The organism is Limnothrix sp. FACHB-1083 (assembly GCF_014696485.1).
Taxonomy (GTDB): Bacteria; Cyanobacteriota; Cyanobacteriia; order CACIAM-69d; family CACIAM-69d; genus CACIAM-69d.
This window is the reverse complement of the sequence record NZ_JACJQD010000006.1, coordinates 278,376-303,969: the sequence shown is the minus strand read 5'-3', so window position 1 is coordinate 303,969 and position 25,594 is coordinate 278,376. Positions and strand designations below refer to the sequence as shown.

Annotated in this window: 19 protein-coding genes and 1 CRISPR repeat array; of the genes, 10 read left to right on the top strand and 9 right to left on the bottom strand. The window is 56.0% G+C overall.

Annotation, left to right across the window (positions count from 1 at the left end; genetic code table 11):
* Positions 1–286: transposase (locus H6F46_RS10225; RefSeq protein ID WP_242027764.1), on the top strand; the 286-nt coding region annotated here is incomplete at its 5' end.
* A gap of 237 nt (positions 287–523) precedes the next feature.
* A complete protein-coding gene (locus H6F46_RS10220; protein WP_190354668.1) occupies positions 524–883 on the top strand; it encodes a nuclear transport factor 2 family protein in 360 nt (119 codons plus the stop codon).
* Positions 884–1,207: 324 nt separating this feature from the next.
* On the opposite strand, the gene H6F46_RS10215 is transcribed toward H6F46_RS10220, so the two are convergent.
* From H6F46_RS10215 to H6F46_RS10200, 4 genes are all read right to left on the bottom strand, one after another.
* Positions 1,208–1,693, bottom strand: coding sequence for an MEKHLA domain-containing protein (locus H6F46_RS10215; RefSeq protein ID WP_347278308.1), 486 nt, complete (start codon positions 1,691–1,693; stop codon positions 1,208–1,210).
* Positions 1,690–2,493: a rhodanese-related sulfurtransferase gene (locus tag H6F46_RS10210; protein ID WP_190354667.1), complete on the bottom strand. Its 804-nt coding sequence runs from the start codon at positions 2,491–2,493 to the stop codon at positions 1,690–1,692. The genes H6F46_RS10215 and H6F46_RS10210 overlap by 4 nt, the downstream gene beginning before the upstream one ends.
* A gap of 27 nt (positions 2,494–2,520) precedes the next feature.
* Positions 2,521–2,967 (bottom strand): D-aminoacyl-tRNA deacylase, encoded by a 447-nt coding sequence (gene dtd / locus H6F46_RS10205; protein WP_190354666.1) that lies wholly within the window; start codon positions 2,965–2,967, stop codon positions 2,521–2,523.
* A 154-nt stretch (positions 2,968–3,121) separates the two neighbouring features.
* A complete protein-coding gene (locus H6F46_RS10200) occupies positions 3,122–3,601 on the bottom strand; it encodes a CRR6 family NdhI maturation factor (protein WP_190354665.1) in 480 nt (159 codons plus the stop codon).
* A 674-nt stretch (positions 3,602–4,275) separates the two neighbouring features.
* Between H6F46_RS10200 and H6F46_RS10195 the strand changes: the two genes are divergently transcribed.
* The 3 genes from H6F46_RS10195 to H6F46_RS10185 all read left to right on the top strand — a co-directional run bounded on the left by H6F46_RS10195 (position 4,276) and on the right by H6F46_RS10185 (position 7,339).
* Positions 4,276–4,842 (top strand): DUF2808 domain-containing protein, encoded by a 567-nt coding sequence (locus H6F46_RS10195; RefSeq protein ID WP_099534887.1) that lies wholly within the window; start codon positions 4,276–4,278, stop codon positions 4,840–4,842.
* A 274-nt stretch (positions 4,843–5,116) separates the two neighbouring features.
* On the top strand, positions 5,117–6,451 hold the full coding sequence (locus tag H6F46_RS10190) for an HhoA/HhoB/HtrA family serine endopeptidase (protein WP_242027886.1): 1,335 nt from the start codon (positions 5,117–5,119) through the stop codon (positions 6,449–6,451).
* Positions 6,452–6,997: 546 nt separating this feature from the next.
* Entirely contained in the window at positions 6,998–7,339 is a 342-nt protein-coding gene (locus tag H6F46_RS10185) for a hypothetical protein (protein WP_190354664.1), read from the top strand.
* An 84-nt stretch (positions 7,340–7,423) separates the two neighbouring features.
* On the opposite strand, the gene H6F46_RS10180 is transcribed toward H6F46_RS10185, so the two are convergent.
* Entirely contained in the window at positions 7,424–7,957 is a 534-nt protein-coding gene (locus H6F46_RS10180; protein ID WP_158234528.1) for a pentapeptide repeat-containing protein, read from the bottom strand.
* Positions 7,958–8,097: 140 nt separating this feature from the next.
* Between H6F46_RS10180 and coaE the strand changes: the two genes are divergently transcribed.
* The 3 genes from coaE (at position 8,098) to H6F46_RS10165 (ending at position 10,481) form a co-directional block, all read left to right on the top strand.
* The gene (gene coaE / locus H6F46_RS10175; RefSeq protein WP_190354663.1) at positions 8,098–8,685 is read left to right on the top strand and encodes a dephospho-CoA kinase; all 588 of its coding nucleotides are present in this window, start codon (positions 8,098–8,100) and stop codon (positions 8,683–8,685) included.
* 47 nt (positions 8,686–8,732) lie between these two features.
* Entirely contained in the window at positions 8,733–9,737 is a 1,005-nt protein-coding gene (arsS, locus tag H6F46_RS10170; protein ID WP_190354662.1) for an arsenosugar biosynthesis radical SAM (seleno)protein ArsS, read from the top strand.
* A gap of 294 nt (positions 9,738–10,031) precedes the next feature.
* Positions 10,032–10,481 (top strand): DUF3531 family protein, encoded by a 450-nt coding sequence (locus H6F46_RS10165; protein WP_099534892.1) that lies wholly within the window; start codon positions 10,032–10,034, stop codon positions 10,479–10,481.
* A gap of 33 nt (positions 10,482–10,514) precedes the next feature.
* On the opposite strand, the gene H6F46_RS10160 is transcribed toward H6F46_RS10165, so the two are convergent.
* Positions 10,515–13,229, bottom strand: coding sequence for a chloride channel protein (locus H6F46_RS10160; RefSeq protein WP_234407074.1), 2,715 nt, complete (start codon positions 13,227–13,229; stop codon positions 10,515–10,517).
* A 235-nt stretch (positions 13,230–13,464) separates the two neighbouring features.
* Positions 13,465–13,935 carry a DUF309 domain-containing protein gene (locus H6F46_RS10155; RefSeq protein WP_099534894.1) on the bottom strand — a complete coding sequence of 157 codons (471 nt, stop codon included), beginning with the start codon at positions 13,933–13,935 and terminating at the stop codon, positions 13,465–13,467.
* 449 nt (positions 13,936–14,384) lie between these two features.
* Between H6F46_RS10155 and H6F46_RS10150 the strand changes: the two genes are divergently transcribed.
* On the top strand, positions 14,385–17,162 hold the full coding sequence (locus H6F46_RS10150; RefSeq protein WP_190354661.1) for a CHAT domain-containing protein: 2,778 nt from the start codon (positions 14,385–14,387) through the stop codon (positions 17,160–17,162).
* Between the two features lie 20 nt (positions 17,163–17,182).
* On the opposite strand, the gene H6F46_RS10145 is transcribed toward H6F46_RS10150, so the two are convergent.
* Together H6F46_RS10145 and lepA are read right to left on the bottom strand one after the other, a co-directional pair.
* Positions 17,183–20,614, bottom strand: coding sequence for a response regulator (locus H6F46_RS10145; RefSeq protein WP_190354660.1), 3,432 nt, complete (start codon positions 20,612–20,614; stop codon positions 17,183–17,185).
* A 612-nt stretch (positions 20,615–21,226) separates the two neighbouring features.
* Complete coding sequence (gene lepA / locus H6F46_RS10140) at positions 21,227–23,038, bottom strand: translation elongation factor 4 (RefSeq protein ID WP_099532124.1); 1,812 nt, start codon at positions 23,036–23,038, stop codon at positions 21,227–21,229.
* Positions 23,039–23,458: 420 nt separating this feature from the next.
* A CRISPR array of direct repeats spans positions 23,459–24,582; the repeat unit is 36 nt; unit sequence GTGATCAAACCTCTGATGCCGTAAGGCGTTGAGCAC.
* Positions 24,583–25,358: 776 nt separating this feature from the next.
* Between lepA and H6F46_RS10135 the strand changes: the two genes are divergently transcribed.
* Positions 25,359–25,565: a hypothetical protein gene (locus tag H6F46_RS10135; RefSeq protein ID WP_099532229.1), complete on the top strand. Its 207-nt coding sequence runs from the start codon at positions 25,359–25,361 to the stop codon at positions 25,563–25,565.
* The last annotated feature ends 29 nt before the right edge of the window (positions 25,566–25,594 follow it).

Here is a 25,594-nt window from a genome sequence, read left to right as displayed (position 1 = left end):
AGAGATTGGAGAACTGTATCGAAAGCGCTGGCAGATTGAGTTGCTATGGAAGTTCTTAAAGATGCATTTAAAATTAGATCAGCTCATTACGAAAAATCAAAATGGCGTAGCAATACAGATCTACATGGTCTTAATTGCTTATGCCATCTTGCAGTTAATAGAATTGCCGCAATTCTATAGTCAGACGCTACTAGATAAATTGCGATATTTGCAAGTTGTACTCGGTCGCTATGGCTCAATCAGTCATTGGAGCTATGATTTACTGCCAGAAACTCTTGTTGCCTAGAATATGAAGTTTTGTGTTTAGATTCAACACTTCTGAGTCAGACGCTACTAGATAAATTGCGATATTTGCAAGTTGTACTCGGTCGCTATGGCTCAATCAGTCATTGGAGCTATGATTTACTGCCAGAAACTCTTGTTGCCTAGAATATGAAGTTTTGTGTTTAGATTCAACACTTCTGGGTCAACCCTATTGAGATCCCCTAAAATTCCAGGCGATCGACTCAATGAGAAAAAACCAATGCTGACTCAATCCCAGGCCCAGGAATTTGCGCAAGAGTGGGTGGCGGCTTGGAATAGCCACGACCTCGATCGCATTTTGAGCCACTACGAGGAAGATGTGGTGTTGATTTCCCCGATCGCGGCTCGGCTTTTGGGTGACCCGACGGGAAGGGTGCAGGGAAAAGCTGCCCTTCGTCGCTATTTCCAAAAGGGGTTGGAAGTCTATCCCAATCTCAAGTTTAAGCTGTTGGATGTGATGTGGGGCATCGAAAGTTTGGTGCTTTACTACATCAATCAACAGGGCACGCAGTCGGGTGAGTTGATGAAACTCAGCAGCACGGGCAAGGTCTCCCAGGTGATCGCTCATTACAACAGTTGAATCACGCACATCGCCAACCATCCTGGTAGGGGCGCACCGCCGTGCGCCCTCGATTCGCTTGATGGTTGAATGCGTCATTCATGATGAAAATGACTGATTAAACCGTCACATATGGCATGAGGTAAATAGTCATTTATTCCTGATTTGCTTGATGGTTCAATGCGTCATTTACGGTGAAAATGACTGATTAAATCGTCACATGCGGTATAGGGCGCACAGCGGTGCGCCCCTACTGGGGGTGAATTATGCAAATGCAGTCATTGCACACTTGAATGAATTACAATTAAACAGCTTAATGAATTGATTTTGATGAATTAATTCACATCAATTGACCGGTTTAATTTGCTGGAATGTGGCGGCTTGACCGTAGGGTTGGCCTGCTTCATTGACTAGGTTCCAAATCAGACCATCGAGGATCCGAAATCGGTGACCCGTTTTGGAAATTCGCACCCCTTGATAGTTGCTGATATAGCCCCGATCGGCTGCTTCTGCTAACATTTTGGCTCGCTCTTCTCGGGCGATCGGCTCGGCGCTCAACCGAGATGGCAACTGCACAAACTCATCCCAACTCAGCTCCCACAACTCGATCGCCCGTTGGTTGGCATAGTTAAAAATCGGGTCAGCTTCCGTGCCGTGGGACACCACCACAAAAGGTGCGTGAAAAATCCGACGCGATCGCTCGATCGGGTCGAGATCCGCCGATAAATCCCCCAACGATCGCCCCACCACCCGCTGGAAACTGGCCCAGAGGCGATCGACATGGCGCACCACCGCCGGATCCTGCCAAATTTCGATCACCCGATCGCTCACGAGGCATCTCCCAGGCTGGATTGACAGTGGGGGCAGGTGTCGAGATTGCGATCGACCGGCCGACCACAGGCGCGGCACATCTGATACGTCCCCGGTTGCAAGCCATGTTGCAGCGCCACCCGTTCATCAAACACAAAGCATTCGCCCTGCCAGGCGCTTTCCGCCGGGTCAACGGTGGCTAAGTAATTGAGAATGCCGCCTTCTAGTTGATAAACCTGCTCGAACCCTTGGGCCAACAGGTAAGCGGAAGCCTTCTCGCAGCGGATGCCACCCGTGCAGAACATGGCCACCTTTCGATCTCGCTGGGGATCCAGCAGCCGTTCCACCGCGTCGGGAAATTCCGTGAAAGTCTGGGTTTCTGGGTCGATCGCCCCCTGAAACGAACCGATCGCCACTTCAAACTGGTTGCGCGTGTCGATTAGCTTCACCTCCGGATCGGCGATCAGCGCATTCCATTCGGTCGGAGCCACGCGGGTTCCCGTCCGCTCCGTGGGGGCCACCGGTTGGTTGAAGGTGACAATTTCCCGCTTCAGTTTGATTTTTAGCCGTTGGAAGGGCATGGCCGGGGCGATCGACTCGCGCACGCTCAAATCCGTGAGGGCCGGGTGCGATCGCAGGGCCACCAACATCTGATCGATCGCCTCGCGAGTACCGGCGATCGTGCCGTTGATCCCCTCTTGGGCCAGCAGCAACGTGCCGCGAATCCCCAAGGCTCCGGCGCGATCGAGCCACTGCGATCGCCAATCGGCCCAATCATCCACCGCCACAAATTGATAGAGCGCGGCCACCACCACCGTCATCTTCTCTCTCCGTCAGGAATCCAGACTCTAGGAATCCAAAATCAAGGTCACTGGGCCATCGTTGTCGATTTGGACTTGCATCATTGCGCCAAACCGGCCGGTTTCCACGCGCAAACCACTGGCCCGCAGCAATTCCACAAAGCGATCGTACAGGGCCTCGGCCCGATCGGGCGCGGCGGAGCGATCGAAACTGGGTCGCCGCCCCTTGCGCCCATCGCCATAGAGCGTGAATTGACTGATCACCAGCAGTTCGCCGCCAATCTCACTCACCGACAAATCAAACCGAGGATTCGCCGCTGCCGGATCGGGAAACAGCCGCAAATCCAGACATTTACGCGCCATCCACTGCAACTCCGCCTCCGTATCGGTCGCGGCGATCGCCACCAACAGGTTCAACCCCCGGCCAATTTGCCCGACAGTTTCCCCCCCGATCGCCACACGAGAAGCCGTCACCCGTTGAATTACGACCCGCATGAATCAACTATCCCATTGATATCGCTGAATTTCAGCCCTTTGACTGCAGCCCTTGATTCATATTCCTCATCCATTCCTGATCGATAAGAAGCAGATCAATTGGATATGAGTGAACGTGAAAATAAGCATGAATTAGATTTTGAACTATTCCGATCTAACTCAAATCCAGCAAGTCGAAGAAGGACTCATCTAGGTCGTAGCCCAGCATTTGCGCCATGCCCTGAAGCCGCGATCGTGTGCCAATTCCTTGGGTTTTCAGCCAGTTGGCTAATACAAAAATCTTGCCCATCACGAATAGTTCCAAGGCTTCGGGATTGAACTGAATTCCGTCGGTGGGATGGAATTGGTGAGGAACCAGCATGGCCGCATAGCGACCGAGTTCGCCTGCTTTCCAGTCCAAAACAAAGGGCAACCAAGGATAAACCGCGTCTGCCCGCAGAAACCAGAGCCGCACTTCGGGAATTTCCGACAGCTCGCGGGGGTCGGTGGGGTCGCGGGGCAGGTCAATGGTGAGTTGCACTTGTTGTTCGGCGGCGGCAATGCCACTGGCCAAGAGCGGCTCGATCGCCCGTTGAATGGGGCTGAGGTCTAGGTTTTGGAGATGATCCGCTGTGATCGAAATGGTGATTGTCATGCCATTTTGCTCCCGGTGCAAATTCTGAGGGCTAAATCACAGCAAGTGGCGCGGGGTTGGGGCCCGACCATGGTGCAATTTGCCTTTCGTTAGTGTCGCGCGGGGGTGGGCCCTTTTGGCAAACCAGAGCCACAGGACTGCTAATCGTTGGCCCAATGGCAGCTAATGGCCCATGGGATTGGGGGCGAACTCGCGTCAGTGCAGGATCGAGAACCCGTGAGCACCCCCTGAATTTGAGCGCTCCTTAAGTTTGAGCCTTAAATTTGAGCCTTGAATTTGAGTATTTCTTTGAGCCTCTTTTGGAGCCTCTCTTTGAGCGCCGCTTGGCGCGACAATTGGCGAGCGATTTGGGTTGGGGCGATCGCGCTCCCCACAAGCGGTCAAAGTTTTGATACGCTTTGTTTAGAAAATTGGTAAATCTTGGCCATTTTTGTGCTGTCTTAGTGATCATCAACGATACCTATGGGGGTGGGGCCCAAAACCCAGTCACCATCAGCGATCGACAGCGTTTCACCGGCAAATTCCCTCGGCAAAACTCTTCGGTGAGTCTTCTGAAAATGAAAGCTTTCGATGAGTTGCCCCGGCGAGCTTTTCGCGGTGAAAATTCCCGATGTCCAAGGTTTATCGCCGCTTCATTGCTCCATTTGTTTGGCTCCAATTGGGAGACACCATCCATGCCCTTTAAGTCTTTTGCCCCGGCTTCGAGTCAGCCGCGTGCCCTGTCGCAGCGTTGGGTGCGTCGCGGTTTGGCAGCCTTGGCCGCGCTGAGTTGCAGCCTGGCAGTTGTGCCGGCAGTGGTGGCGCAGGAGTTGCCTGGATTCACGCTCTTTGGTGGCCCCCGTCGCGAAAGTCAACTGAGCTTCCGGCTCGATCGGGGTCGTGAAAGCTCCTGGGATCGCTACCGGTTGCGGATTCCGGCTCAGAACCTGGCGATCGCCCAAATCGCGATCGACTATCCCGACTATTACAAGGGACGTTTCGACACCGATCGCATTGATGTGCGGTACAAGAACGGTGGCGAGAAGGTTGAGCTAGATCGGGTGGTTTGGAATCCGGAAAACTACACGATCGAGATTTATCCTAAGGAACCGATTCCCTCGGGTAAGCAGCTTGAGGTGGTGCTCAGCAATGTGCGCAACCCGGACATGGGCGGGATGTATTACTTCAACTGCCGGATTTTGACCCCCGGTGACACGCCCTTGCTGCGCTATATCGGTACCTGGCTGATTCAAATTACCTAACGTTCAGCTCCGGTATGGTTCTGGGGAGCCGAGCGCCCCGCCCTTGCCAGCCATTTTGAATCCGAAGCGGGCGCGAGTCTGTTTCGGATTTCGCTTTCTGGCTCCCCTGATGTCTTGATGTCGATATGAGCTGGCATTCAGTTCGCAAGGGGCTTGTGCTCAAAACCCCTAGAAACCCGGAAGCCAAGAAACCTAGAACACCTGAAGCATCCGAATCACCTGGATTGCCTGGAAGCTCTGGAAAATCTGGAACATTTGGAACCAAACAACCGCAATGGAATTTAGCGTTATGGGACTTGGGGCCAATCATCAACAGAACCCACTGAAACGCCTGAAACAACGCCTGGGTTTAATATCTTTCGGCGGGCAAACGCAACCATCGCCACGGTCTCAACTGCAATCGTCGTCATGGCAACCGTCGTCATGGCAACGGGCGATCGGGACGATCGGGCTGGCGGTGTTGCTCTGGGCGATCGCCCTGGTCGGCCCAATTGCCCCCGCCGTTGCCCTGGTGGATGACAGCGCCACGGCCCAGCGCCCGGCGGAGGTGGCGGCTCCCCGCAGCAACAGTTTTGTGACGGCGGCCGTGAACCGGGTGGGCGCGGCCGTGGTACGCATCGACACGGAGCGCACCGTGACCCGGCGGGTTGACCCGTTTTTTAACGATCCGCTGTTTGAGCGCTTCTTTGGGGATGAGTTTTTTCGGCAAATGCCCCGAGAACAGCGCCAACGGATTGCGGGTCAAGGCTCCGGCTTCATTATTGAAGGTGACGGTCTATTGTTGACCAATGCCCATGTGGTGAATCGGGCCGATCGCGTGACCGTGACCCTGAAGGATGGGCGGGAGTTTGATGGGCGCGTGCTGGGGGCCGATGAGGTCACCGATTTGGCGGTGGTGAAAATCAGCCCCGGCAATGAGCGGTTGCCAGTGGCTCCCCTGGGCGATTCGGATTTGGTGCAGGTGGGCGATTGGGCGATCGCGGTGGGGAACCCGTTGGGGCTGGACAACACGGTCACCCTGGGCATTGTCAGCACCCTGAAGCGATCGAGCGTGCAGGTGGGCATTCCTGACAAGCGCCTAGACTTCATCCAAACCGACGCGGCCATCAACCCCGGAAACTCCGGCGGCCCACTGCTGAACGATCGGGGCGAGGTGATTGGCATCAACACCGCCATCCGTGCCGACGCGATGGGGATTGGGTTCGCCATTCCCATCAACAAGGTGAAGAGCATTTTGCCCTTGCTGTCGAAGGGTCAGGCCGTGCCCCATCCGTTCCTGGGCATTCAGATGCGCACCTTGACTCCCGACTTGGCCCGCAAAAACAACAGCGACCCCAACGCCGCCATCATGCTGCCGGAAGTGTCGGGGGTGTTGGTGGTGAATGTGATTCCCGATTCGCCCGCGGCCCGGGGTGGCCTGCGGCGGGGTGATGTGATTGTGCAAATTGATGGCACGGGGGTCACCAGCGCGGAACAGTTGCAAGGACTGGTGGAACGCAGCCGCGTGGGTCAAGCCCTGGCCATGACTGTGCGACGGGGCGATCGGGGTGGCAATCAACAGCTCTCGGTGCGCACTGGACAAATGCAGGATTTTGCGGACGATCGCTAGGATTCAACCCCGATCGTCGCCATCCACCTTCTGCGCCAATGGTGCGTCAATAGTGTGCCCATGGTGTGCCCATGGTGCGCTAATTGATTGCTCGTTCCAATTCAAGAAAACCAGCGCCAGGGGTCGATCGATCCCTGGCTTTTGGTCAGCGCCGATTTTTGATGAGCTGGCAGGCAATTGAACATCGCGTCAGTCTTCAGCAATTAGCACTAAAAAGCTGAGAGTGCTAACAGATTGCAGCCCATAAAACGAAATTTTTGTATCAATTGAGTCTTTTATAACTTGAGATTTTTACAAGGTTGTTGCATTTGCCAATAAATTTCTAAAATCATTGCCAAGCTCAAAAAATTTGCGCTAATACATAAAGTCAAGAATCAGTTCATAGCCCCCATTCACAGCTCAGAACGAATCAGAACGAATCCCTTTTCATTCAATTTCATGACCTTCACCGTCTGCAATCACCTTCTCAGCCCTTGAGACATGCGCTCGGAGAAGATTGCGCCTCTATTTTTCAGAAATGCCCTTTGAAATTTGTGGGAGTTTGCCATGGATTACACATTTGAAATTGTGGGTGTGTCTCCAGTGCTGCACTTTTTTCATGAGCAACAACAGTTAATTGAGCGATCGCCCGCTCCCCCTGTGGAATATATCGGTAGTTTTCAATGCACGCTGGATGCCACCTTGGAATCGATCGAACCGGTGCTTTGGCGGCATGATTGGTCTTGGAATGATATTTCCGCCACGGTGGTGGATTTTTGGATGCAAAATGCTGATGCGATCGCCTTTTGGAAACATCGCCTTGCGGACGCGGGCCAGGGCAGTTTAATGGTGTCGCGGTTGGGCAATGCGGATGGGTTGCGCCAGGAATTTGAGGCGCTGCTGAGTTAAGCCAACTAGAGCCGAATGAAGCCAAAGTCGGTCAGCTTGCGCCCAGGTTCCGAGGCAGCCTCGGGGCCTTGGCTAACTCCAGGCCTAAAGTCGAAAACCCGGTGGCAGTTGGGCCCCGCTCAACTTAGCCCCGTTCAGTTCCGCTAGGGTCAAATCTGCGCCGGTTAAGTCCGCGTTGGTCAGGTCAGCGTTCCTGAGATTGGCATAAAACAACACGGCGCGATCGAGCTTGGCCCCACTCAAAAATGCTTGGAATAGATTGGCATTGGTCAAATCAGCCCCGGAAAGGGTTGCACCAATTAGATTTGTCGCCTGAAACTTGGCCTCAAACAACCGGGCCCCCGACAGGTCAACCCCCTCCAAATTCGCCCCCGTGAAGTCAGCCCCCGACCAATCCGTATTCGCCAACTTCGCCTTTGATAAATTCACCCCCACCAACCGCGCTCCAATGAAGCTGTTGCCCGACAGGTCGGCTTCGCTGAGGTCGCAACCGCTGCACTCGTTGGTGCGTCGCAATCGCAGCAGATCATTTTCCGAGAAGGCTCGCACCGGCAGGGCCGGGCTACTCAACCAAGCGCCCACAAGAGCAATGCCGATCGCGCGGTGAACCTTCAACATGGGGGTGCAAAAAATGGGGCAGGGAAAAAATGGAACCAGAATTGCAGACAGGAGACAAGGCCAAACAGCCCCAACAAACCGGGATGCCATCCCTACGATTATTGTAGGAGTTCAGTCCCGGAATCAATCAGGGGGCCCAGGTGCGAATCATTGGACTTACGGGCGGCATTGCCACGGGCAAAACCACAGTGTCAGACTATTTGGCAGAACGCTATGGATTGCCGGTGTTGGATGCGGATCAGTTGGCGCGATCGGCCGTGGAACCGGGGTCACCCCTTTTGCCAGCGATCGCCCAGCGGTTTGGTGCTGATGTGATTGGTGCTGATGGCTCGCTCGATCGACCCCGTTTAGGCGAAATTGTGTTTCAGCAGCCGGCCGAGCGCCAATGGTTAGAAGCCCAAATTCACCCGATCGTGCGGGCCCATTTGTTGGCTGGAATTGCGGCTCATCAAGGGCGATCGAACAGCATTGTCTTAGCCATTCCCCTCCTATTTGAAGCCCAAATGACCGATTTAGTCACGGAAATTTGGGTGGTTAGTTGTGAGCCAGCCCAGCAATTGCACCGGTTAATGGCCCGAAATCATTTGACGGTTGATCAGGCCCAAGCTCGCATGAACAGCCAATGGCCACTGGCACAAAAAATGGCGCGGGCCGACGTGGTTTTGCACAACCAGGGAACTTTACCGGAGCTATTTCAGCAAGTGGATCACGCCTGGGAAAGTTGTTAACAAGTTTCAAGTTTCAAGTTGGATCGTTAGGAAGTTTTAGAAATTTCATGCATAGTCCTGTGATTGCCGCCGTTGATTCCTCGCGTCCTTTTTCCGAAGCCCTGGGCACTTGTCTAACGAAGCGCACCATTCGTGTGTTGCAAATCAACCTTGGCAAACGCTGTAACCTGGCTTGCACCCATTGCCATGTGGAAGCGGGGCCAAAACGCACTGAAGCTATTAGCCCGGAAGTCTGTGAGCAGTTAATTGCCATCATTCAGCAATTTCCACAGATTCAAACGGTGGATTTAACGGGCGGCGCACCAGAAATGCACGACGGCTTTCGGGCTTTGGTACAAGCGGCGGCCGCTGCCAAAAAGGAAGTGATTGTTCGGTCAAATTTAACCATTTTCTTTGAGGATGGGTTTGAAGATTTGCCGGACTTTTTCCAAAACTATCATGTGCGAGTCGTGGCTTCGCTGCCTTGTTATTTGTCCGAAAATGTTGATCGACAACGGGGACGCGGTGTGTTCGATCGCTCCATTGCCGCCCTCAAACTCCTAAATCAGCGGGGCTATGGGCGAGATCCAAAACTGCAAATCGACTTGGTTTATAACCCACCGGTTCCCACGGGGGCTAATTTTTCACTGCCACCGGCCCAAGCGGGTTTGGAAGTGGCCTATCGTCAGCGTTTAAAAGCTGATCACAACATTGATTTCAATCATTTGCTGACCATCACCAATCTCCCGATCGGGCGGACTAAATTAGCCCTGCAAGCTCGCCAACTAGAAACTGATTATTGTCAGTTTTTGGCTCAAAATTTCAATGCCGACACCGTGGCAGGGTTGATGTGTCGCGATCAGCTATCGGTGGACTATCGAGGCTATCTTTACGATTGCGATTTTAACCAAATGGAGGAGATCCCAGCCCGATCGCCCGATGGTAAAATGCTGACCCTGGCGGATCTGTTGGCAGCCGGTTCCCTGGATTTAATCCAAACAGTTCAGACCGATCGCCACTGCTACGGATGCACGGCCGGTGCTGGTTCCAGTTGTGGCGGCGCGTTGCTTTAGGTAGCTCCCGTTGATTTCGATCGGTTGAGTTCATCCATGCAATTCGGTTCAATCCAGTCAACTGACAGCCCTTACCTCGCTAACTAAGCACAGCCGATCGTAGGGTGGGCAATGCCCACCAAACCGTTGCCTCATGGCATCTGAAATATGGCGTGCCACTTATTTTCAGTAAAGGCTGTAGTGCATTAGCGGTTGGTTAATGCTTGCGATTGCGTTGGTCTATTGAATTGAATTCATTTGACTGATCGAATCAATTCAGTGATTGGCGATTCATCCCTTTCCTCTCTCTTTTCCATGGACATTCAATTTCGCGAGTTTGACCCCTTTAATGTTTGGATTTGGCTGGAGCTGGACACCGTTCCAGGGCGCATGGAGCAGCAATACATTGAAGAGGTTTTTGATTCCTGGTTTTTCTTAGGGAAATTGGGTGGGTTCAATGCCGAAAACGCGCAGGTTCAAGAGGTGGGCTTGGACTTGAGCTATATGGAATATGACAGTGAAGTACTGGATCAATCGATGATGGCCCTGATGCACAATATGGGCGAAGTGGAGTTTGAAGGAACCCGCGCCCGTTGTTGGTTTGACTTGGGAACCAGTGATGCGATCGCCCTGGATGTGTTGATTAATGCCTTTGCTCAACTGAGTCGAGAATTTTTGGAAATTCGCCGTATTAGCATCGGTGGTGAAGATGAAGATTGGCCGATTGATGAAAGCAAACGCCAATCCAGTTCGGATTTCAATTAATTCAGCTAATTCAGCTAATTCAGCAGCAAGCACTTAATCATTGCCAGTCAATGGGCCACGAACTACTAAAATTGTGCCTTGAAATTGCTGGGCGATCGTGGCCGGCAAGTTGCCATGAATGACCTGTTTGAGTAGGCTTTCTCGGCTGGCTCCTAACACAATCACTTGGCTATCTAGGCTTTCGGCCAAGTGCAAAATGGTTTCAGCCACCTGATCCGCACAGAGAGCCAGCGCCGTGACTGAAGTGGGGCTGGTTTTGGTGAGGCGAGCGGTGGCCTGATCCAAAAGATCAGTCGTCCAGGGTTGCGCCGCCGATTCGCTGAAGTCCGGTTCCTCGCTGGTGGCCACCTTGGGCACGACTTGACAGAGGGTGACGGCGGCCGATCGGGTCAGGCCCAACAGCGGCGGCAACAGATTCAGGGCCCGCTCCACATTGGGCCCACCACTAATCGGCACTAACCAGCGATCGAGACTGAGCATGGCTTGCACCGCCTCTTGCTGACGAATTCGCGGCCGTTTGAACAGGTCTTCTCCCCATTTCACCAACATGATTTCGCAGGGGGCATCGTTTAACAGTCGGGCGATCGAGTCGCCAAAAACCGGCAATCCCGGCCGGGCGATCGCCCCTTGCCAACCCATAATCACCAAGTCAATTCGCCGCCGTTGAATCACTTCCAAAATGGCCTCGGCCGGATCCCGGGCCAAGCAAATTTGGCTATGGATGGAGATGCGCCATTGACGACCGGCACGGGTTGCCCGTTCAAACAGTTTGCGCATGGGGGCCACCAGCGCCGGATCGATCGAGGTTTCCGCCGGGGACTGACCCACAGGAACCAACATCACATGCAAGCATTCCACCTCCGCCTGTCGATCGCGCGCAATGGCCAGCGCCAACCGCAACAGCCCCAAGGCCGCCGCTGGATTGGCGATTGGCACCAAAATTCGCGATCGCCCCGTGTTCGGCCCCCGGGTTTTATAGATGGCATAGGCGGGCCGGCGCGGCTGCTGGGGATTAATTTCTCCCCCCAATCGTTTGGACTCAACGCGCAACAAATCGCTGCGCGTGACAATGCCCACCAGCCTTTGCCCTTCCAAAACGGGCAGTCGTCCCAGTTTGTAGCGACTGAGCAAAAAGCGAATATCCGACAGCCGATCGTCAATTTGCACCGCGATCGGCTGGGGAGTCATGGCCGCCGTCACCCGATCGGTGGCGGCCAAATCCTCGGCATCCAAATCCGTGATGTCCGATTGGGTCAAAATGCCCACCAAATTTCCCCGATCGTCCACCACCGGAAAACCGCGATGGTGCGAATCGGCAAACCGTTGGCGAGCCGTTTCCAGGGTTTGGCTGGCCCGCAGGGTTTCCACCGGATGATTCATCACATCCTTGGCCGTTAAATCCGCCAGCAAATCCACATCGGGAATGGGTTCCGACTCCAACCCCTTGAGGGCCAGCAGTCGATCGTATAGAGAGCCAGAATCCAAGCGATCGGCCACCAAATAGGCCACCGTGGAACCAATGGTGAGCGGCAACACCAGGTTAAAATCCGCCGCCATTTCAAACACAATCGCGATCGCCGTGATTGGCACCCGCGACACCGCCGCAAAAAATGCCCCCATCCCGGCCAGAGCATAGGTGGCGATCGAGTGGGCCCCCACCAAGGCCCCCACCACACTGCCCAAGGCGGCCCCCAAAATCAGCGAAGGGCCAAACAAGCCCCCCGGCGCACCGGAACCAAAGGCCACCAAAGTCAACAGGAAATGGGCCCCAAAGGCGATCGCCGCACCCTGCCAAGCCGTCCCCCCTAACACCAAATCTTCCCGCAGCCAGCTATAGTTCCAAAACGCCGCTGGCAACATCGCCATACCCAGGCCCGTAATTCCACCAGCTAGGGCCATCCGCTCCGGCAACCCCCATTGCAACCGGCGATAGAGACCCAAACTGGCAATCACCCCCCGATTGAAATTGGCTCCCAACCAACCGGCTAACAAACCCAACAACAGATAGGCCGGAATATCCCGTGCTGTAAATTCCGTGGCCACCCGCGATAGGTTCAAGCTCACGGGCAAAATATCACCGCCCAAGGACTGCGCCACCACCGCTCCCACAAAGGCCGCCAACAGAGCCGGCCCCAGGGTCAAACCCGACACATCATGCAGCAGCTCTTCCACTGCAAACAGCACACCCGCGATCGGGGCATTAAACCCAGCCGCCAAACCAGCCGCGGCCCCGGCAGCAATTGTTTGGCGACGATAGGCCGGCGAAGTGGGAATCCAACGACTGAGTTGGGCCGCGATGGAAGCGCCCACATGCACCGTGGGGCCCTGGCGACCCAGGGTTAACCCAGACCCCAAGGTGAGCGTGGTGGCCAATAATTTGACCCAAACAGCCCGCCAATCCAGCAGGATCGGCCCAAAGGCCAGCTTGGCCTTGACCTGCGGAATCCCGCTGCCCCCAGCGTCCGGCGAAAAGCGCTGCACCAACCAACCAGCCAGCCAACAACCCACCACTCCCACCGCCGCCAACGCCAGGGCCGGCACGGGGCTACGGGTGGCGATCGCGATCCGCTGGGTTCCTACCCAAGCCGCCCCCCACTTCATCAACACGGCCGCCAACCCAGCAATTAGCCCGATCGTGCAAGACTCCAGCAGGGCCAAGGTCTTGGGACGCATGAATGGGCGTACCCACCGCAGGGGATGCCATTGCTCGCTAAAGGGGTTGTAGCGGTGATACCAGTCGTTTGCCACAAACGCACTTCCTGAAAACGATCACGCAGCATGATCGCGCCGAACGATCCGATCAGTCAGGAGGCGAGTGCCAATGGCCTCACTGCCAACCGACAATCGTTATAAGGGGTATTTAAGTCCTACTCGATTGCTATTTCGCCCGATTGAATTTCAATGGGGATGTTTTTGAATCTTACCGATCAATCGGACAGATTTAGAGAATTGTGGACAAAATCTTGCTACCAAGTCCCTTTTTTTACGGGGTTTCTTCTCCCGAGCAGGCTTGGGCGGCCGGCAGGATACGCGGCAAAGATGGCTGAGCAAATGATTCTAAATTTCCAGACTCCAGAGGAAGCAACCCAGTTCGTAATCCCAAGGCGATCGCAGCAGTTTCTACCCGATCGGGCCCCATCACTTGAATAAAGTGCAAAACATCCGCCACCTGGGCAATGAGCTGGTTTACATCAATTCCACTGTAGTGATCGTCATATTTATTTAAGCGGCTCAGCCCTTCACCCAACAAAATTGCAGCCCCACGCCAATTCAAATTACTGAGGTGATGGAGCGCCACCGCCACTTGCAAAACCCCTTGATAAAACGTGCGCTCCGGCTCATTTGCCACCACCCATAATGCCTCGATCGTGTCGTGGCAAGCATAAAACTCCCCACGATTAAATTCCTCAATTCCTTGCCAAAACGGAGTGTTGGGTTGTGATTCCTCAATCATGGCGCTGGGTAATGGGTCAGGGATGAAAAGGCGCGATCGATCCACAGGGCGATCGTCATCGTCTCAGGATCGTTTTAGAGCTAATTCGTAAAAAAAGCCCAAAACACCGATGGAGGGCTGAATGCAATTTTAGCTAATCGGCGGGAAGCCCCGCGCTCTCCCGAAGGGGAATGTCGGGATGAGAGCCGCGCTTGCTGAGTGGGGGTAGATGACCTTGAAGCAAGCAATAGTCTACGCCTGTCTGTTATGACGGAAACGTACAAGTTGTCTGTCGGTGATCAGGTCGCACGGGAGCGTGAAAACCTTGTCTCTGGCTTTTTAGAGCGGGGAGTGTCAATGCCAAGCTCACTCGTCAGGCCTAATCCCAGGGAAATGCAGTTGCCAGGCGGTTGAGGTGGCGTTCCCGTCGAAGCGATCTAGATTGGAGGCGCTGGTTTGGGAAAAACACCATGGGCGATCGAGGGCGGCTGGGACTGCTGGTGGTGCTGGTGGGCTGGGGGCTGGGGATGGCGATCGAACCGGCGATCGCCCAAGATTACCGATCGCCCCAAGGACTGGTGAATTTTGCCGATTGGTGTCGGCAGCGCGATCGACTGGATCCGGCGGCGCGGCACACGGTGGGAGCCTTGTTGCGGGTAGCCAAAACCGAGAATTGTGAACAGGCTTGGCGCAATTTGGCGGCCCTGCCCGTGTTGGATTTGTCCAACCAAAACATTCAGGATTTGCAACCGATCGCCACCTTCAACCATTGGCGGGCCCTGTCGCTGCCGGGGAACCAAATTCGGGATTTGCGACCCTTGACGGGGATGTCGTCCTTGCGCCAATTGATTTTGGGGTTCAATCAGGTGCAGGATCTCTCGCCCCTGCAAGACCTGGATCAGTTGGAAATGCTGGATTTGACCCGCAATCAAATCACGGCACTGCCCCAGCAGCCGGGATTGGCCCGGTTGCGATCGCTGATTTTGTTGGGTAACCCCCTGCGACAACATACCTGCCCGTTTCGGCCGATTACGGTTTGTCTGTTTGATGATCCGGGGGCCCCGATGACGGCGCGGGCCCAGGCGGCGATCGACCAGGGCAATTGGCCCGAGGCGATCGCCCAGTTGCAACAGGCCCGCAACCAGTACCAGGCCTTGGGCGATCGTTCGCGGCTCGCGAAAACCCAGGTGCAGTTGGGCAATGTTTATCTGCAATTGGGGGAATTCGCCCGCGCTTTGGAGGTGCAGCAGGCGGCCCATGGGGTGATTGCAGAAACGGGCGATCGGCCCGCGATCGGGCTGGTGATGGCGAATTTGACGGAAACCTATGAGCGCTTGGGTCAATATCACCAGGCGGAGGCTTGGCTCGATCGGGCGATCGCCAATGCGGCTGAACAGTCCACCGCCGCGATTCCCCTGGATGGGGGGCTGTATGAACTGCCCAAGCAACAGGGCTATTTAGCGGCTTGGTTATCCCAAGTGCAGTTGCGCCAGGGCAAGGCGGCCCAAGCGGTGGTCAGCGCCCAGCAGGGGGTGCAATTCTATAACCTGCTGCCGGAGGATTATCCCGGCAAGGCGATCGGGATGACCAAGGCTCAGTTGATGTTGGGTGAGGCCTTGCGGGCGGTGGGTCGCCGTTTGGAGGCCCGCAACGCCCTGGAGCAGGTGCGCCAGTTGGCCCAAACCCATGGTGATCGCCCCGGCGAGGCCCAAGCCTGGGAACAGTTGGCCCTGTTGGCCAATGATGCGGGCGATCGCGAGCAGGCCCGGGCCGGTTTCAAGGCCGCCCTGGGGATCCATCGAGCGACGGGGGCCCGGGCCGAAGAGGGGCGTTTGTTAACCCGTTTGGGGGAGTTTTATTTACAGCAGCGGGCGGCTCCTCGGGCGATCGACCATCTGTTTCAGGCGATCGCGCGGTGGGAATCGGTGCGGCCGGGTCTGAGCGACGACAACAAAATCGCCCTGGCGGACACCCAAGCCCAAACCTATCGCCTGTTGCAAGAGGCTTTGATTACCCAAGGTCAGGCGGGGCAAGCCTTGGAGGTGGCGGAACGGGCCCGGGCCCGGGCCTTTGTGGAACTGTTGGCCGCCCGATCGGGCCATTTGGCAAACCAGCCCAGCCCGGCGGTCAGCCCACCCCCCACCCTCAGCCAAATTCAGCAGTTAGCGCGCGATCGCCGCTTGACCTTGGTGGAATACACGATCGGCCAGCGATCGCTCCACATTTGGGTGGTGAATCCCCAGGGAAACGTGACCCTGCGCACGGTAGCGATGGCGGGAGCCTCGGCCGAAGCCACCCTGGCTACCCAAATTCAAGAGCTGCGGCGAACCCTGCCCCAAGGACAACTGCTGGCGGCAGAGTTGCGCCGTCAACTGAACGGGCTGCATCGGCAACTGATCGCCCCGATCGCGGACTTGTTGCCCACAGATCCCCAAGAACCGGTGGCGATCGTGCCCCAAGGGCTGCTGTTTTTAGTGCCCTTTGCCGCTCTGCAAGCTGAGGATGGTCAGATGCTGCTCGATCGCCACAGTTTGTTTCTCACCCCCGCGATCGATGTGTTGCGGTTGCAATTTGCCGAAACCCCGCCCGATCGCCCCTTAGCCTCCGATGTGGTGGTGGGGGTCGATCGCGCGGCCCTGGTGGTCGGCAATCCGGTGATGCCGGCCGTGCCTCCCGTTTGGGGAGCCGCCCCCAGTCCCCTGAGCAACTTACCCGGGGCCGAATCGGAAGCGCGCCAAGTGGCCCAACTGCTTCAGGTCAAGCCGCTATTGGGGGCCCAGGCCACCAAGGGCGAAATTCTGAATCGGATTACCCAAGCGCGCCGGATTCATCTGGCCACCCATGGTTTATTAGATGACTTGGGTAATTCGGGAATGCCGGGGGCGATTGCCCTTGCACCGGCTGCCGGTGATGACGGTCTTCTCAGTGCCGGTGAAATTATGGAATTGCGGTTGGCGGCGGAACTGGTGGTGCTCAGTGCCTGTGATACGGGGCGCGGCCGGATTACCGGCGATGGGGTGTTGGGGTTGTCTCGTTCTTTTTTGGCGGCGGGGGCCGATCGGGTGGTGGTGACCCTTTGGAAAATTCCCGATGAACCCACCGCGATCCTGATGGGCCATTTTTACGCAGCGCTTCAGCAGGGTAGTTCGCCTGTGGCGGCCCTGCGCCAAGCCATGATCCAAGCCCGCGATCGCTACCCCAACCCGTTCCAATGGGCTGCTTTCACGGCCGTGGGTCGGCCCGACTGAAGATTGAGAATGGGCCAGTCCTAGTCTTCTAGGTTGAGATTGACCGAGAAGGTCAACACCGTTTCATCAACGCCCTTCAGTTCCAAGGGCCCCACTTTTTCGATGTCGTTTTCATCCAAATAGTCCGCTACGGCCGCCGACACCAAAACCGTGCCCGGCCGGGCCGCCTGCTGAATCCGAGAGGCGATGTTCACGCAGGGGCCAATGGCCGTGTAGTCCGATCGCTCCGCACTGCCAAACATGCCCACCACAGCCGTACCCTGATGAATGCCGCAGCGGAACCGGACGGGGGGAATGGCCTGCTCGCCCCAGACCTGATTCAGTTGGTGCAGTCGTTCGGACATTTGACGCGCGGTGCGCACGGCCCGCTGCACCTGCTCGTTGGGGGTGGCTTCCTCGGGCGCACCGAACAGCACCAAAATCGCATCGCCCATGAACTTATCGATCGTGCCGCCGTTGGCAAAGGCAATGTGGGTCATTTCCGACAGGTATTCATTCAGTAGCTCGGCCACCTTGCGTGATCGCACCGTGTTCGAGAGCTGCGTGAAGCCCACAATATCGCTGAACAACACCGTAATCAGCCGAGGCTCCGGTTGTAAGTCCAACATCAACTCGCCTGCGGCCGCCTTGTTGACCAATGATCCCGGCAAAAAGCGCCGCAACACCGATTCGGTCAGGTAGGCGTTGAGTTCCGAAACCTTGCGTTCATTGGCCTTGAGGGCAATCAGGTTATGAACTTCCGCCAGCAATTCCCGATCGTCAAAGGGCTTGGCCAGATAAGCATCTGCGCCAATTTCTACCCCTTCAACCCGGGTGTCGGCATCGGCCTTGGCCGTCAGCAAGATAATTGGCGTGCCCTGGAGGGCTTTGTCTTGGCGCACCTGCCGAATCAGGTCTAACCCGGAAACCCCCGGCATCATCAAATCGGTCAAGATCAGATGGGGTTGGTATTGCTCGGCGGCGGCGATGCCTTCGGCCCCGTTGCGGGCCACAATCACCCCGTATTGATTCCGACGCAAAATGCTGCTGACATAGCTCCGCAGGTCGGGGTTGTCGTCCACCACCAGCACCAATGGTCGATCGCCCAAGTCCTGCGGTTCCGGATCCGGCAATGGATCGTTGGCGCGGGTGGCGGCATCATGCTCCAGCAATTCGGCGGCCAGGTCTGCCAGCTCGATCGCGGCGCGGCTGCCTTCGATCGCCACCGGTTGCTCGATCGTTCGATCGGGCGGCAGGTGGGTGGAACCCCGGTCTAACCAAACGGAGAAAGTTGCCCCCTGGCCATAGTCCGACTCCACCGTCACCCGCCCGCCATGGAGTTCCACCAACTCCTTCACCAGGGCCAGGCCCAGACCCGTGCCCTCGTAACCCCGACTCACGGAACCTTCGGCCTGGCGGAACCGTTCAAAGAGGTGGGGAATTTGGTCGGCCCGAATCCCGATCCCCGTATCGCTCACTTGCAACAGATAATGCTGCCCCGTGGCTTCCACCGTGACCGTGATTGTTCCGCCGCGCGGCGTGAACTTCATGGCATTGGAGAGCAGGTTATAGAGCACCTTATCGAAGCGCTCGCTGTCCAGATAGGTATCGGGGCAGGGGGTGAGGTTGGCCACCAGGGCGATCTCCTTGCGATCGCAGTAGGGGCGGAAGGATTCCAAAATATAGCGGGCAAACTCCGCCAAATCGCAGGGGCGGAAGGTGGGCTGCATTCGGCCCGCATCCACCCGCTGCAAGTCCAGCAGTTGATTCACCAACCGCAACAGCCGCCGCGAGTTCCGCAAGGCCACGTCGGCCTGCTCGTAGGGCAAGCCTTGCTTTTGATTCACCGCCGCTTCCAGGGGCCCAATCATCAGGGTCAGGGGCGTGCGGAACTCGTGGGAAATGTTTTGGAAAAATTCGGTCTTTTGCCGATCGAGCGCCAGCAGTTGTTCCGCCTGTTGGCGAGTGGTTTGGTAGAGGCGCGACTGTTGCACTGCGATCGCCGCTTGGACGGCCACCGCTTGCACCAGCTTGATTTCCGTGCGCTTCCAGGGGCGGGGGTTGGCCTGGCGCAGGGAAATGCTGCCGATGATTTTTCCCTCCGAAAGCAGGGGAACCACCAACAGGGCCCGGGCCTGCTGCTTCAGGGGCAAGCTGGCGGAGAGGCTGCTTTCGTGTAGGTCATCGAGGGCGATCGGCTGTTGGGTGTCGATCAGTTGTTGCAAAACGGGGTTGCTGACGATCGGGGCGATCGAGCGGGGCAGGGGTTCATGTTGCCGGGCCGCCGCCACCGGATCCACCTGCTGGGGACTCCAAGACCAATCGTGATGATCGCCGCCCAAGGGCGGAACCTCATCAAACCCCACACATTGCACATACTCATCGTCCTTGGTCCAAAGGGAGAGGGCGCAACCGTCGGACTTCAGGGCCTGGCGTAACTGCTGGGTGATCGTGGCAAAGATGGTTTTGGGTTCCAGGCTCGATCGAATGGCCGTGGCGATCGCGTTCACCAGGGCTTCTTGATCGGCCAGGGCCCGCACCCGATCGTAGGCCCGCGCTTGGGCCAGGGCCAAAGCCGCCTGATCGGCCACTGCCACGGCCAACTGTAGATCTTCCTCGCTCCAGGGCTGCACCGTCTCGCAGCGATGGAGCGCCATCACGGCCATGGCTTCCCCGCGATAGACCATCGGTACGATCGCGCTCGATCGAATGCCCAACCGCTCAAAGGCCGATTGCCGCCCTTGCCAAACCGGTTCCGAGGTTTGCAGCCGCTGATCCGTGGCCGCATCATCCACCGACGTGGCCGACTCCACCAGCCAAACCGTTTCCCGCAAACTTTCAAAGATCGTTTCGATCGACTGCTGAGTCACCGCCGTGGGATCGCTCGACCAATGGACAAACTGCTCATTGGTCAGGTGGCCATCTTCCACGGGCCGCAACAAACAGCAGTTTGACTGCAAGGCCTGGCCCACCGCCTCCACGATCGTTTGCAGCATCGTGCGCGAGTCCATGACACTGCGCACCGTGGTGGAAACCTCGTTGAGCAATGACTCTCGCCGCAGGGCTTGGCGCAACTCCCAAGTGCGCGATCGCAACACATTGTGGGTTTCCACCGCCTTGCGCACCGAGGCCTTCAGATCCTCGTCATCCCAAGGCTTCGTGACGTACTTAAATACCTTGCCGGAGTTGATGGCCTCCACCAGGTCATCCACATCCGTGTAGCCAGTGACAATAATCCGCATCACGTCCGGATATTGCTCGGCCGTCAAACTCAAAAATTCCGTCCCACTCATCAGCGGCATTCGCTGATCCGAGATGATGACGGCCACGTTGGGGTCTTTGGCCAAAATGTCCAAGGCTTCTGGGCCATTGTTGGCCCGCAAAACCTGGAACTCTCGATGCAGCGTTCGGTAGAGCAAATCGAGAATATCGGCTTCGTCGTCAATGACCAGGACTGTGGGCTTGGTCATCATGGGGCTTGCCCCCCAGCCCCGATCGGGTTGCAACCCAGGCTGTGGTGCTGGAGAAACTGCGGGCCAAGTTGCCGTTGGGAGTGAAGAAGCATCCATTGTGGGAGCAAAGAGCCGGCCATAGCGCCCTAGCGCGGGATGATGGGGAGTTGAAATGCCAAAGGGCAACGAACAACTGGTCGATCGCTTCAGCCAACGAATGGTAAGGGTTTAGGGCATTGGCGACTGCGAGTTTTCAGAACAGGTTACCCAGGGACTGATGCCGGATGGAGTAGGACTCAGACCACCGATCAGGCTCTTGGCGAATTTTGATGACCTATTGTAGTTCGGAGCGCCGCTGACTGGCTTCCTTCCCACTCGGCCTCGATCGGCTTTGTTCCGTGACCCAGTAAGGACTCAATGTTCCTTACGCCCTTTGCGGAACGAACTCCGGATGCGACTGTGGGAGGTTCACCGGGTGCATGGGGATGGTGAGTCCCGATCGCCCTGCAAAAGTCCCTGAAAACAGCCCTTGACCCCCACTGATCCGAAAGTTACGCCGGAATGCACCCTAAATTCTCAAGCTTTGAACCATCTTGCAAGGGGTTGGCTCCCATGGGCCCCAGGTCGATCGCCCTATTCCCGATCGATTTTTAACACGGCCATGAACGCAGATTGGGGCACATCCACCGTGCCGATCGCCTTCATCCGCTTTTTCCCTTCCGCTTGCTTCTTCAGCAATTTCTTCTTCCGGGAAATATCACCGCCATAGCACTTGGCCAACACATCCTTGCGCAGGGCGGGGATCGCTTCACTGGCCACGACTCGCGAGCCGATCGTGGCCTGGATTGGCACTTTGAACTGATGGCGCGGGATCAGCTCCTTCAGCTTTTCCACCAGGGCCCGGCCCACGTAGTAGGCCTTATCCCGGTGGACGATCGCGGAGAGGGAATCCACCCGATCGCCATTAATCAGCACATCCAGCCGCACCAGCGGATTTTCCCGGTAGCCAATCAGAGAATATTCCATGCTGGCATAACCGCGCGATCGCGACTTCATTTGATCAAAAAAGTCCGTTACCACCTCCGCCAGCGGAATTTCATAGATCAACGTTGTCCGGCCCTGGGTCAGGTAGCGCATATCCACAAACACCCCGCGCCGCGTTTGCGATAGCTCCATCAACGTCCCGACAAAGCTTTCGGGCGTGATCATTTCCACCTTCACGTAGGGTTCTTCGATTGTTTCGCGATATTGCGGCTCCGGCAGCTCGCTGGGATTGTCAATCATCACCACTTCACCATCAATCTTGGTGACGCGGTAAACCACCGAAGGCGCGGTGGCGATCAAATCCAGGTTATATTCCCGCTCCAGCCGCTCTTGCACAATTTCCATATGCAGCAGCCCTAGGAAGCCGCAACGGAAGCCAAACCCCATGGCGCTGGAGGTTTCTGGCTCGTAGCTGAGGGCCGCATCGTTCAAACGCAGGCGATCGAGTGCTTCCCGCAGCTCGCCAAACTGATCGGAATCCGTCGGAAACAGCCCACAAAACACCATCGGCTTGGCTTCCGTGTAACCGGGCCAAGGTTCCGTCGCCGGTTTGCTGACCAGGGTGATGGTGTCGCCCACCCGCGCATCGCCCACGGCCTTAATCGAAGCGGCTAAGTAGCCCACTTCTCCCGCGTGCAGCTCATCGATCGGGCATTGATTCGGGGCCAACACGCCCAATTCATCAATTTCGTATTCCTTGCCGGAGGCCATCAGGCGCACTTTGTCGCCCTTTTTCACCCGGCCATCCATGACGCGGAAATAAACAATCACACCCCGATAGCTGTCGTAATAGCTATCAAAAATCAGGGCCCGCAGGGGTTTGTCTACGGTGTCCGCTGGCGGGGGCACTTTTTGGACGATCGCTTCCAAAATCTCGCGGATCCCGATCCCTTCCTTGGCCGAGGCGTGAATGGCCTCGCTGCAATCCAGGCCGATCGTGTCTTCAATTTCGCCAGCCACCCGATCGGGTTCTGCGCCGGGCAGGTCGATCTTGTTCAAGACCGGCACAATTTCCAAATTATTTTCCAAGGCCAAATAAACGTTAGCCAGGGTTTGGGCTTCCACCCCTTGGGACGCATCCACCACCAGCAGGGCCCCTTCGCAAGCGGCCAAGCTGCGGGACACTTCGTAGGAAAAGTCCACGTGACCGGGCGTATCAATCAGGTTGATCACGTAGTCGTTGCCGTCTTTGGCCCGGTAGTCCATCCGCGCCGCTTGCAATTTAATGGTGATTCCCCGTTCCCGTTCCAGTTCCATGTTGTCGAGGAACTGTTCTTTCATGTCGCGCGCGGCCACTGTGCCTGTATCTTGCAGCAGGCGATCGGCCAGGGTCGATTTACCGTGGTCAATGTGCGCCACGATCGAGAAGTTACGGATGCGCGAAACGGGAACGTCGGTCATAGGAGCGGAACGGTAGGGCAAACGGGGAAAGGAAGCCAACCGCATTGTAACGAATTCCATAGCGTCTAATTCGCCTTGGCGCTCTGGATTGTTTGGGGCCAATGGAGCGATCGGGCTTTCGGCATGGATCGCGATCGGGCGGGGGCGATCGGGCGGGCTTGTTGCCCAAAAACAAGCACCTGGGGCGGTGGCGGCGGAGCGAGGGGCTGGAAGGGCGCAGAATGTTGATGGGGGTTGGGTTTGGCGATTTTTGGGATCTTTGGAGATGCTTGTAAATGGCTGAAAGGGAGATGGGGCAAGGGTTGGGCGATCGGCAAAAGGGCGATCGGGGGTGATGTTTTGGCAGATGCGGGGCGATCGGCTAAGATGCTTGTAAGGTTCCATTTCGGCGCTTGTCCCGTAAGGGTTTCAAGCGGCGGGGTGATCAAACCTCTGATGCCGTAAGGCGTTGAGCACTCCCATCCCGATTGCAACGCCCCGGTGGCCCCAACGTGATCAAACCTCTGATGCCGTAAGGCGTTGAGCACCCGTGCCGACAACTCCGTTGGTTGTGAGCGAAAACAGTGATCAAACCTCTGATGCCGTAAGGCGTTGAGCACATAACCCGATCGTCCAAATCCTGTTCACGCAACAACGTGATCAAACCTCTGATGCCGTAAGGCGTTGAGCACGATTTGGCTCTGCGGTTTGGGATTGAGGATGTGGATCGTGATCAAACCTCTGATGCCGTAAGGCGTTGAGCACTAAATTACGCCTTTCTACGCGGGCGTTTCGATGGTTGGTGATCAAACCTCTGATGCCGTAAGGCGTTGAGCACCCATAGCCAATTTCCCGGGCCAGCGCTTGCAACTCCGTGATCAAACCTCTGATGCCGTAAGGCGTTGAGCACGATCAGGACATCCAGCAACGGGTTGGGGCGATCGCGTGATCAAACCTCTGATGCCGTAAGGCGTTGAGCACCCATTTGCACTTGCGTCTGCTTCTCGAAGGATGGGCAGTGATCAAACCTCTGATGCCGTAAGGCGTTGAGCACTATGTCAAGGGCATGGAGTCGGGTGTTCTATCACCGGAGTGATCAAACCTCTGATGCCGTAAGGCGTTGAGCACGCCATGCCCTGACCATCACCGACGGCAGCAGCACGACCGTGATCAAACCTCTGATGCTGTAAGGCGTTGAGCACTCGGTGAACCGGGCGATTTTGATCGTGTCGAAACGTGATCAAACCTCTGATGCCGTAAGGCGTTGAGCACCAATCCAAGGTTCAGATCATCGAAGCTCGGATGTCGCGGTGATCAAACCTCTGATGCCGTAAGGCGTTGAGCACTACACACTGTCAAACCCTTTGGCGATCACAAAGTCCGTGATCAAACCTCTGATGCTGTAAGGCGTTGAGCACCAAACGACGGGGCCGTCAGAGTCACAGCCGGTAATCGTGATCAAACCTCTGATGCCGTAAGGCGTTGAGCACCCTTCTCGTAGCTCAGCGGGCGTAATGGGCGGGGATTTTGTGATCAAACCTCTGATGCCGTAAGGCGTTGAGCACAGCACCGCACAGCGCAGCACCGCAAAACACTCGTTTCAGCCCTGTTCTAAACTTTCCAATCCCGTGAGGTGGTGAGTCTGTCGTCAGATTCGCCACCTCACCTTTTTGATCGCCTCCACCTCCTTCAAATCCTTTCGCATCAGTAGAAACCCGTACTCCCCAAAATCAGAGCTTTAACCCGCTGATTCATACCTGGCTTACTCTCCGCCGCTCTTCGCCTCCGCTTCGTCACCCCCTGATCGCCTGTGATCTGTCACCACACCACCAATTGATTCAGAAAACGCCCATCTTTCGTGTTCATTAGAGAGCGAAAATCAGCCGAAAGATAATCTTTGCATTTTCGTCTACTCCTCAATTCTGAAGCCTATTCCGTAACCTTCGTCTGGAAAGTCTTGTCCCAATCGATCGACTGCGGTTGGCTGTCTCTTAGGTTTAATGAAACTAATCAGGAAAGCTTGCGGCGATCATAGGTTGCTGAAATATTTGATCGCTTTGCATTCATGCTGTTTTTATGTGCTTAACGATACCTAAAGGCAGCAAAATCGAGATTTTTCAAGTATAAAAACATTCATCAAACGCCAAGATCGATCAAAGGTGCAAAGACTGAAAAATTGTATATTTGAATACGGTTTAAGATAAAATTAAAGAATTTCAAAAACTTGTAAAAAAATAATTCACGGTGACTTTTCCAAAAAAATTGGAGTACACTACCTGGGGAGTGCAGGCGTGCAAATACAGAGCGTCGCCGACCGTTAGCAACGTAAACAGTGACAGTCATGGGAAATAGCACAAAGTCCTCGAAATTTCCGATTGTTATTGAAATGGAGCCACAGGCAAACTCTGACATCGAAGAATTGGTGAACTCCGGCAAAGGTCTCATTTGTGACAACGTGTCCGTTGCCCTAGAACAACTGAAAGCCCAAGGAATTTTGCCCGAAAGCGTCATCCCCGTATTTGTTGTTGTTGCATCCTCCGACGACTAGTGAAGAACTGATGTGCAATCATCCCCAAA

Bases quoted from the DNA above. Each gene is read 5' to 3' on its own strand.
- H6F46_RS10220 (WP_190354668.1), top strand. From the start codon at position 524: ATGCTGACTCAATCCCAGGCCCAGGAATTTGCGCAAGAGTGGGTGGCG.
- H6F46_RS10210 (WP_190354667.1), bottom strand. From the start codon at position 2,493: ATGACGGTGGTGGTGGCCGCGCTCTATCAATTTGTGGCGGTGGATGAT.
- dtd (WP_190354666.1), bottom strand. From the start codon at position 2,967: ATGCGGGTCGTAATTCAACGGGTGACGGCTTCTCGTGTGGCGATCGGG.
- H6F46_RS10200 (WP_190354665.1), bottom strand. From the start codon at position 3,601: ATGACAATCACCATTTCGATCACAGCGGATCATCTCCAAAACCTAGAC.
- H6F46_RS10195 (WP_099534887.1), top strand. From the start codon at position 4,276: ATGCCCTTTAAGTCTTTTGCCCCGGCTTCGAGTCAGCCGCGTGCCCTG.
- H6F46_RS10190 (WP_242027886.1), top strand. From the start codon at position 5,117: ATGGAATTTAGCGTTATGGGACTTGGGGCCAATCATCAACAGAACCCA.
- H6F46_RS10185 (WP_190354664.1), top strand. From the start codon at position 6,998: ATGGATTACACATTTGAAATTGTGGGTGTGTCTCCAGTGCTGCACTTT.
- H6F46_RS10180 (WP_158234528.1), bottom strand. From the start codon at position 7,957: ATGTTGAAGGTTCACCGCGCGATCGGCATTGCTCTTGTGGGCGCTTGG.
- arsS (WP_190354662.1), top strand. From the start codon at position 8,733: ATGCATAGTCCTGTGATTGCCGCCGTTGATTCCTCGCGTCCTTTTTCC.
- H6F46_RS10165 (WP_099534892.1), top strand. From the start codon at position 10,032: ATGGACATTCAATTTCGCGAGTTTGACCCCTTTAATGTTTGGATTTGG.
- H6F46_RS10155 (WP_099534894.1), bottom strand. From the start codon at position 13,935: ATGATTGAGGAATCACAACCCAACACTCCGTTTTGGCAAGGAATTGAG.
- H6F46_RS10150 (WP_190354661.1), top strand. From the start codon at position 14,385: ATGGGCGATCGAGGGCGGCTGGGACTGCTGGTGGTGCTGGTGGGCTGG.
- H6F46_RS10145 (WP_190354660.1), bottom strand. From the start codon at position 20,614: ATGATGACCAAGCCCACAGTCCTGGTCATTGACGACGAAGCCGATATT.
- lepA (WP_099532124.1), bottom strand. From the start codon at position 23,038: ATGACCGACGTTCCCGTTTCGCGCATCCGTAACTTCTCGATCGTGGCG.
- H6F46_RS10135 (WP_099532229.1), top strand. From the start codon at position 25,359: ATGGGAAATAGCACAAAGTCCTCGAAATTTCCGATTGTTATTGAAATG.